Here is an 8,821-nt window from a genome sequence, read left to right on the forward strand (position 1 = left end):
CTCAGGACCCGCCCCGGGCCACCGGGAAGCCGATCGTCGCCGACGCCACGCAGACCGTGCCCGGCTCGTCGCGCCGCTCGTCCTGGCGCAGCTGCAGGGACAGCGAGTCCAGGCGGCCGGTGACGACCATGTCGACCACGTTGAGGCCGTCGCGCAGCGGCACCACGCGCTCCTGCTCCCCCGCCTCGACGAGCAGCGAGCCGCGGGCCGCGGTGTAGTAGCCCACCCGCAGCACCATGCGCTCGCCGTCGCCGTCGATGGTGTCCTCGAGCGGGACCGGCGTGGGGCGCTGCGAGGTCACCGCGTAGCCGCAGCTCTCGTCGTCCGGCGTCCGGCTGGTGACCGTCGCGACGAGGTCCATGGGGCGCAGGCGGCCCTCGGCGTCGACCATCCGCATCGAGTGGCTGGGCAGGTCGAAGACCGGGCTCTCCGGCGCGATGCCCACGAGCGTGGACACGGTCGCGTCGGTGCCGAACCAGTTGATCATCACGTCGTCGGGGGCTCCCCCGTCGAAGAGCACGACCTCCGGCTGGGCCCGCAGCTCGGCCCGCAGGGTCTCGACGTAGTCGCGGTCGACGCGGTTCTCGAGCGAGCTCGAGACCTGGGTGGTGGTCACGGCCGCGGAGACGACGTAGGCGAGCGCGAGGCCGCAGGCCACGAGGGCCGGGCTGCGCAGGAGTGCCGGTAGCCGTGCCGGCCGCGTCTCGGGACGGGCGGGCGCGGCCAGGACCGCGCGCACCACGAGGGCCAGCGCGACGGGCAGCACCGGCACGATGTCGGCGGCGTAGCGCGGGATCAGCCCGAAGGTCGGGCCCATGCCGGTGCGACCGCCGAAGAGCAGCACGACGTCCAGCAGCGTGTAGACCAGCAGCAGCAGCCAGCCCCAGCCGGCGGCGCGCGTGCGGCGCAGCGTCCACACGACGGCGACGGCGACCGCGATCCAGGCCAGCACGACGGCGTACGCCGGAGGCACCAGCAGCGAGTCGCCGACCACCTCGGGGCCCCACGGCCCGCCCACGAAGCCGGGGACCGCGTTGCGCACGACGAAGTTGCCGAGCAGCTCGGCGGTGTCGCCGCCCGAGCCGGCCGACGTCGTCGCGATCGGCGCGACCGCCCGGTGCAGGACGACGTAGCCGACGAGGAGCACCACCAGCGACGCCCAGAGCCGCCACCTGGCGCGCAGCGCCTCCATCACCGCGCGCGGGCCGCGCGCCGAGGCGTGGGCGCAGGCGACCGCACCCAGGACCACGGGGAAGAGAGCGGCGCGCTCCTGGAAGAGCAGGCCGGCCACCGTCGCGACCACCACCAGCGGCAGCGCCCACCACCGATCGTCGTGCAGGTGGACCAGCAGGGCCCAGACCGCCAGCAGCAGGCAGATGCTGATCGGCAGGAACTGGATCGCCACCGCCCACCAGAGCGTCGGCCAGAGCGCCAGCGGACACAGGAGCCCGACCGCCAGCAGGGGGACGCGGGCCCAGGAGCCCGGCAGCAGCCGGGTCAGGACCAGCCACAGCAGCGCCGCCGCGACCGCCTGCAGGACGACGGTCTCGACCACGACCGCGCCCCAGTCCAGCGGCGCGAAGTGGGCATGGGCCCAGGCGAACAGGAAGCCGCCGGGGAAGAAGTGGCCCGAGTAGTCCTGGGTGAGCAGGCCGGCGGTCAGCGGCTCGTCGCCGAGCCGGAGCATCAGGAAGTCGTCCTGGGTGAAGTACCCGCGCGCCAGCAGGACGCCTCGCCAGACGCCCTGCCCCAGGATGAGCACCAGCGCCACGACGCCGGGCCAGGAGGTCCAGGGGGCGCTCAGCGGTCGCCACCAGGCGGTGCGCTCAGGCATGGGAGACCGTCCCGTCCGTGCCGGCGGTCCGGTCGGGGGCATGCGGACGGGTGGTCAGGCTCGCCGCGACGAGTCCCACGCCGAGACCGGCCACCGCGTCGCAGACGGTGGGCGGCAGCCCCGACTCGCCCACGGCGACCAGCGCGGCGGCCACGCCCGCCAGCCCGACCAGCACCGCGCCCGCGGCCCCGGGGTCGAGGCGGCGACGCGCGAGCACCCCGACCAGGAAGCCCACGGCGAGCGCCGGCCCGCCGAGCAGGCCCACGACGACCAGGCCCGCGAGGCTCCAGCCCCAGGGCCAGGGCCGTGCCTCGCCTGCGGCGGTGACGTCGAGCCCGCAGTCCACCCGAAGGCGCTCGCGGCGCCGCGCCAGCACCGCACCCGCTGCCAGCAGCAGGGCGAGCACGCCGCCGGTCACGAGCGCGGCCTGGTACCACCGGTTGGGAGCGAAGGTGAGCTGCACGCGACCGCCCTCGCCGGCGGGCAGGACGTAGCCCTGCTTCCAGCCGTCCACGCGCACCGTGTCCAGCCGGCGCCCGTCGAGCTCGGCGACCCAGCCGTCGTTGACGTTCTCGGGCACCACGAGGAGCGCCTCCTCCCCCGGGCCCACCTCGACGCTGCGGTCGTTGGAGGTCCAGCGCCCGACCTCGACGTCGCGGCGGGCCGGCGGCGCCGGCGTGGCGCGACCGGCGGGTGCGAGCGTCAGCTCGCTGGGCGCGAACTGGTCCGTGGCGCTGATGCGCACCGTGTGGGTGCCCGCGCCGATGTCCACCGGGCCCTCGCAGGACTCCAGCCTCATCGGCGTCCCGTCGAGGACCTGGGCCAGCGTGCCGGAGACCTGGGTGGGGTGGACCCGTCCGTCGATCTCCAGCTCGGGCCCGAGACCGCAGATCGCGCCGGTGGGCAGGTCGCGCTCGGGGGTGTAGCGCAGGCCCTCGAGGCCGCCGACGGTGAGCTCGGCGACGCCGAGCGGGGCGGACGCCTCGGCCGGAGGCGGCGCGAAGACGATCCGCAGGCGACTGGTGGTGAGCGGTGCGAACGCGGCGCGCCCCGCGGCGTCGAAGGTCACGCTCCTCGTCTCGCCGCCGGCCACGACCGTGGCGCTCGTCGGGCCCACGGCGGTGCCGCGGGGCGCGGTGACGCGCAGCTCGTCGACCGTGCGCCGGCCCTTCCACCGCAGCCTCAGCGTCGGGTCCGGGTCGCCCTCGGCCGCCGACCAGAACGTCGCGGGGTCGCCGTCGTAGGAGAGCTGGGCGCCGACGCCCGGCTCGTTGAGGTACGTCGTCGACGACCGCACCCGCACCTTGCCGAAGATCGGCTCGGTCAGCCGCGCGCTGGCCGGGGTGGTGCGGGCCACGACGGAGCCGTCGAACTCCCAGCTCCCGTCGTCGCGCACGGTCAGCTCGCGCACGAGCCCGGACTCCTCCTCGCTGGCCCGCGCGTCGGCGAGGAACCCGCAGGTGGTGCCCAGGCCGGCGTCGATGCAGCCACGGCGGTGGGGCCGCGAGCGCAGGACGAACGTCGTGCCGTCGTCGGCCCCGGCGTCGGGGACGACCAGGCGCCGCTCGACGTCCACGCCCGGGAAGGAGATGTCGCGGATCGCGACCACGCCGTCGGTGCCGGCCGTGTCGGTCACGGTGACGCGCAGGCGGTCGAGCTCGCCGCGCAGCGGCACCTCCACGGTCCCGGATCCCGGGTCGACGGGCAGTGTCTCGTCGGTGTCGCCAGCCTGCACCCGCACCTCGCGCACGGGCAGGCCGGTCACGCCGTCGACCCCCAGGACCACCGTGGCGGTCTCGAAGGAGACCGGCTCGTCGAACCGGACCTCGACCCACTGCCCGACCGGGTCGAGCAGGGGCGAGGACTGCCAGTAGGTGTCGACGAGGCCGTCGACGGCGGCGTAGGGGCCGAGCTCGGGGCGGACCGGCCCGAACGTGTCGGAGTAGCCGCCCGAGGAGGACGCGACGACCGACGCGATGCCCTCGTAGGCGGCGTAGACCCGCCGGCTGGACTCCGGACCGGAGTAGTCGTTGGCGGTGCGCTCGGTGCGGTAGCCCTCGTCCTTCGTCATGACCTGGCCCACCGCGTCCTCGAGCCGGCCGAAGCCGCGCTCCCGCTTGCGGTAGCCGTCGCCCACGAGGTCGGGGGCGGTCGCCTCCCAGTTGCGCTCGCCCTCCATGACCACGGGGGTGCGGGGGTCCAGCCGCCCCGCCTCCATGGCCGTCAGGATGTCCTCCGGGCCGCCGGCGAGGGTCTGCACGCCGTCCCGCTCGACGGCCTCGACGCGCGGCACGTCCCCGTCGACGCGCAGGATGTCGATCATCGACTGGTCCCCGAAGCCCGACGACCCGAACGACGCGACCTCGGTCAGGCCAGGGCTGCGGCGCAGCGCGAGGTCGACGCGCGCCGGGTCGGGCGCCCCGCTGGCGTAGAGGTCGAGGTCGCGGCGGACCACGACGTACTCGACGCCCGCGCGCGCCAGCACCCCGGCCAGCTCGGGCGAGCCCTGGCCGTCGGAGACCCGCTCCTGGATCGCGTCGAGGAAGCGGATCGTGCTGCCGGGCGTGAGCGGGATCTGGCTGCGCGTCACCCACGGGGTGCTGGCCAGCCCCTGGAGCGGCTCGTCGATGGTCCATCCCCACCACTGCTGGCCGAAGCCGGCTCCCGGCACGACGAGGGCCGACGCCGTGCCGTCGACGCTGTCGAGGTACGACGCCGCCTCCTGCCAGGCGCTGGGCACCTCGGTCCAGCCCGGCTTGCGCATCTCGCCGCTCCACAGGGGCTGCGCCGCGACGATCAGCAGCACCGCCACGAGGGAGGCGCCCAGGCTCCGGGCGGCCGCGCGGCTGCGCCCGGCCGAGGGGACCAGCGACGTGGCCGCGTGGGCGAGGCCGAGCGCGAGCGGCAGCCGCAGCAGCGGGTCCACCTTGTGCACGTTGCGCAGCATCGAGAGCGGCCCGTCGAGCAGGAACTGGAACTGGCTGGCCAGCGGCGAGGCCAGGGCACCCTCGCGGGACACGGTCAGGCACACGGCGCCGAGGAGCAGGCTCAGCAGGAGCGGCACCCGCAGGGGCATCGTGCGGCGCGTGAGGCCGTAGAAGCCCAGGGCCGACACCGCGGCGGTGGTCGCGATCAGCACCGGAGCGGTGGCCAGGGAGTAGGCGCCCGGCCACCACGGCTGCCCGCCGACGTAGATGAAGGAGAGCCAGTGGTCGGCGCCGCGCGTGACGTTGGTCCAGCCCAGCGGGCGCACGACCGCGATCGAGGTCTCGATGTAGTCGAGGAACGGCGGGCTGTAGCGGCCCAGGACGAGCAGCGGCAGCATCCACCAGGCGCTGGCCATGACCGTGGCGCCGGCCCACCACCGCGCCAGCTGCCCGCCGCCCGGACGGCGGACGGTCGCCAGCACGACCAGGAGCGGCAGGGGCAGCGCGGCGAGGTTCTCGACCGCGTTGACCCCACCGAAGAACAGCATCGCGACGCCCGACCAGAGCGCTCCGGTGCGCGGGCCGAGGCGACCGCGCTGGGCCAGCACGAGCGGCAGCACCACCCAGGGCAGCACGGCGGTCGGCAGCACCTCGGCGGTCAGCACGCCGGCCAGGCCCAGCAGCCGGGGGGCGACGGCGTACGACACCCCGCCCAGCCAGCCGGCCCACGGCGAGGCGTCGGGGCTCATCGCCCGCACGAGGCGGCGGCAGCCCTCGAACGCGACCACGAGCAGCAGCCCGCTCCACAGCCGCTGGGTGACCCAGTCGGGCAGCCCGACCCAGTCGCCCACCAGGAAGAACGTGCCCTGCGGGAAGAGGTAGCCGTAGGCCTGGTTCTGCAGCTCGCCGAACGACGAGTCCTGGTTCCACAGCGACAGGCTCCGCGTCATGAACCGGCCCGGAGCGGCGGTGAGGTCGAACTTGGTGTCGAACGTGGTGGTGCCGAGCCGCTGCAGGAAGGACAGCGCCATCAGCCAGGTCCAGGTCAGCGGCACCGCCCACCAGGCGAAGGGGCGTCCACGGAGTCGGTCGACCACGAGCGCTCGCGAGCGTCCGGCTTCGATGACGAATCCTCCTCTTGCCGCGGACGGGACGAACCGACCGGTAACCTGCCGCGTGTGATCCTAGGGCGTCGTGGCAATGTCGGAGCCGTACCCGGTCGAATCTGTCTCCCCGCGCCCGCGCGCCGGGTCCGTGGTGCCAGGTGACCCGCCCGTCGGGCGCCGACGCCGATGAGCGCTTCGAGCGCGTCTGGTCGGTCGCGGACCGCATCCCCGGCTGGCTGACCCGGGACCAGGCGCGACTGCTGTACGACGAGGCGCTCGCCGTCTCCGCGGGGTCGGCGCTGCTCGAGATCGGCAGCCACCAGGGCCGGTCGACCGTCGTGCTGGGCAAGGTCGCGGACGCCACCGGCGGCGAGGTGATCGCCATCGACCCCTTCGTCGAGGGCCGACTCTTCGGCGGGGCGCCGACCAAGACCAAGTTCCTCGCCCACCTCGACGAGGCCGAGGTCGCCCACGTCGTCCGGCACGTCGAGGACTACTCCACCCAGGCCCGCCCCGCCTGGACGGAGTCCTTCCAGTACCTCTACATCGACGGCAAGCACGACTTCTGGACCTTCAGCGACGACCTGCTCTGGGCCCGCTTCCTGCCGCCGGGCGCGCCCGTGCTGGTCCACGACGCCTACTCCTCGATCGGGGTGACGCTGGGCATCCTGGCGCGCGTCCTCTTCTCCCGCGAGCTGCGCTACGAGCGGCGCGAGGGCTCCATGGCGCTCTTCCGCACCACGCCGCCCCGGCTCGCCGACCGGCTGCGCATCCTGCGCGAGGTCCCCTGGTGGCTGCGCAACGTCGTCATCAAGGTGATGCTGCGCCTCCGGCTGCGCCCCCTGGCGCGGCTGGTGGGCCACGACTCGCCGTACGACCCCTACTGAGCGCCGGCGGGCCGCTCGAAGAAGCGGTCCGTGAGGGCGCCGACGAGCGCCGCGTGCTCCTCGGCGGTGAAGTCGCGCCGGCGCGTGCGCAGCGACAGGGTGGTGGTGGCCGTCGTGGAGGCCAGTCCCACCGCCACCGAGCGCGGGCCGCTGCTGGCCGGGAACATGGTGAGCGAGACCAGGTCCTCGCCGAGGACCAGGCCCAGGTTGCTCAGCATGGCGGTCGCGCCCAGCCGGCTGCTGAGCAGGCGCACCGCCAGGGGCGCCGTGCCGCCGGCGGAGGTCTCCGGGAAGTCCGGCTCGGGTCGCAGCGCCGCGATCGCCGGCGCCAGGCGCTCGGCGTCCGTGCCGCCGCCGACCCGCAGCCGGAGGTAGGCGGTCTGGCGGTCCGGCTGCGGCAGGTCGTCGGTCCGGCGTGAGGCGCCGATGACCAGCACCGGTCGCCGCGACGTGCCCCTCGACGTGCCCCTCGACGAGCCCTGGGTGTGGGCGGCGAGCACGGCGTGCGCGAGGTGGGCGGTCCCGCGCTCGACCCGTGGCCGGGTGACCGAGCTGAGGTCCTCGAGCGGTGAGCCCTCCTCGCCGTCGCCGCCGAAGCGCGCCGGCGGGTCGGTGAGCGCCTCGCCGAGGCGCCGCACGCTCGAGGCCAGGAAGCCGTAGGGCGCGGCGCGGTCACCGATCCCGCGGGCCCGGGTGCGCAGCCCCCGGCCCAGCGCGGCCCCGGCGACCGCGAGCAGGCCGAGGCCGTCGATCACCCCGTGGTGGGCCCCCACGAGCAGGCGGGTGCCGTCGTCGGTCAGGGCCAGCCGCAGCAGCGGCGAGCTGGGTCCGTACGGCGCCGAGGCGACCTCGCGGCGCGCGGCCGGCCAGTCGGCCGCCGCGACGACGCCCACCTCGGGCGCGACGCCGAGGTGCGGGTGCTCGACGCACAGCGCGGCGACCCGCTCGCCGACGCCCTCGCCGTCCACGGGCGCGCCGACGTGCGCCTCGAGGCAGATGCCCCACGTGGTGTCCGGGTCGCCGTACATCCCGACGACCTCGCGCGCGCCACGGACGGCCGGATCGAGCCGGGCGCGTCGTGCGCGCAGGGTGGGACGCACCAAGGCAACCTCAGGCATAGTGACGGCAGACGAAGCCACAACGTATCGCGAAACACCCAAGGACCACATGACAGCCACCCAGACCCCGCCGGCGTCCGCCGCGCGCGGGCTGCTCAGGACGGCGCGCCCCCGCCAGTGGAGCAAGAACCTCCTCGTCCTCGCCGCCCCGGTGCTGTCCGGCGAGCTCACCGAGGGCTCGGTGGTCGCGCACACGGCCATCGCCTTCGTCGCGTTCTGCTGCGCCGCCTCCGGCGTCTACCTGGTCAACGACGCCCGGGACGTGGAGGCCGACCGGGCCCACCCGAGCAAGCGCTTCCGCCCGGTCGCGGCCGGCGTGGTCCGGCCCGGGGCGGCGTACGCCGCGGGCGCGGCGCTCCACGTGCTGGCGCTGGTCGTTGCGGTCCAGGCCGGCTGGCGGCTGGCGGCGGTGATCGCCGTCTACCTCGCCGTGTCGGCCGCCTACTCCTGGTGGCTCAAGCACGAGCCGGTGCTGGACATCGCCGTGATCGCCTCGGGCTTCCTGCTGCGCGCGGTCGCCGGCGGCGCCGCCTCGGGGATCGAGCTGTCGCAGTGGTTCCTGCTGAGCGCGTCGTTCGGCTCGCTCTTCATGGCGGCCGGCAAGCGCTACGCCGAGGTGTCGCTGGACCTCAAGGAGCCCGAGCTCTTCCGCCGCACGCTCGCGCTGTACTCGCCGACGTACCTGCGCTTCGTCTGGACCATGTCGGCCGGCCTGCTGATCATGACCTACGGCCTGTGGGCCTTCGAGCTGAGCGCGGCCGCCGGCGGCTCGGCGCTCACCGTCGCCTCGATGGCGCCGTTCGTGCTCGCCGTCCTGCGCTACGCCGTCTCGGTCGACGCGGGGGTGGCGGGCGAGCCCGAGGAGATCGCCCTGCGCGACCACGTGCTCCAGGTCCTGGCCGTGGTGTGGCTCGCCCTCGTCGCGGGTGCGGTCTACGTCGGCTGAGGC

The 8,821-nt window shown here is 75.1% G+C and carries 5 protein-coding genes; 2 read left to right on the forward strand and 3 right to left on the reverse strand.

Translation table 11 applies throughout. The features are described from left to right. Position 1: 1 nt before the first annotated feature. Positions 2-1,834, reverse strand: coding sequence for a hypothetical protein (locus tag IRQ30_RS18320; RefSeq protein WP_193614398.1), 1,833 nt, complete (start codon positions 1,832-1,834; stop codon positions 2-4). After that, positions 1,827-5,858, reverse strand: a complete 4,032-nt coding sequence (locus tag IRQ30_RS23915; protein ID WP_193614399.1) for an alpha-(1->3)-arabinofuranosyltransferase domain-containing protein — start codon at positions 5,856-5,858, stop codon at positions 1,827-1,829. The genes IRQ30_RS18320 and IRQ30_RS23915 overlap by 8 nt, the downstream gene beginning before the upstream one ends. 167 nt (positions 5,859-6,025) lie before the next feature. Here IRQ30_RS23915 and IRQ30_RS18330 point away from each other — a divergent pair, with 167 nt between their 5' ends. Continuing rightward, complete coding sequence (locus IRQ30_RS18330; RefSeq protein ID WP_193614400.1) at positions 6,026-6,754, forward strand: class I SAM-dependent methyltransferase; 729 nt, start codon at positions 6,026-6,028, stop codon at positions 6,752-6,754. Here the strand turns inward: IRQ30_RS18330 and IRQ30_RS18335 are convergent. Beyond that, the gene (locus IRQ30_RS18335; protein ID WP_193614439.1) at positions 6,748-7,854 is read right to left on the reverse strand and encodes a hypothetical protein; all 1,107 of its coding nucleotides are present in this window, start codon (positions 7,852-7,854) and stop codon (positions 6,748-6,750) included. The genes IRQ30_RS18330 and IRQ30_RS18335 overlap by 7 nt on opposite strands. Between IRQ30_RS18335 and IRQ30_RS18340 the strand changes: the two genes are divergently transcribed. Further along, complete coding sequence (locus tag IRQ30_RS18340; protein WP_193614401.1) at positions 7,751-8,818, forward strand: decaprenyl-phosphate phosphoribosyltransferase; 1,068 nt, start codon at positions 7,751-7,753, stop codon at positions 8,816-8,818. The genes IRQ30_RS18335 and IRQ30_RS18340 overlap by 104 nt on opposite strands. Positions 8,819-8,821 lie beyond the last annotated feature (3 nt).

Origin of the sequence: Nocardioides lijunqiniae (assembly GCF_015024225.1) — a bacterium.
GTDB lineage: Bacteria > Actinomycetota > Actinomycetes > Propionibacteriales > Nocardioidaceae > Nocardioides > Nocardioides lijunqiniae.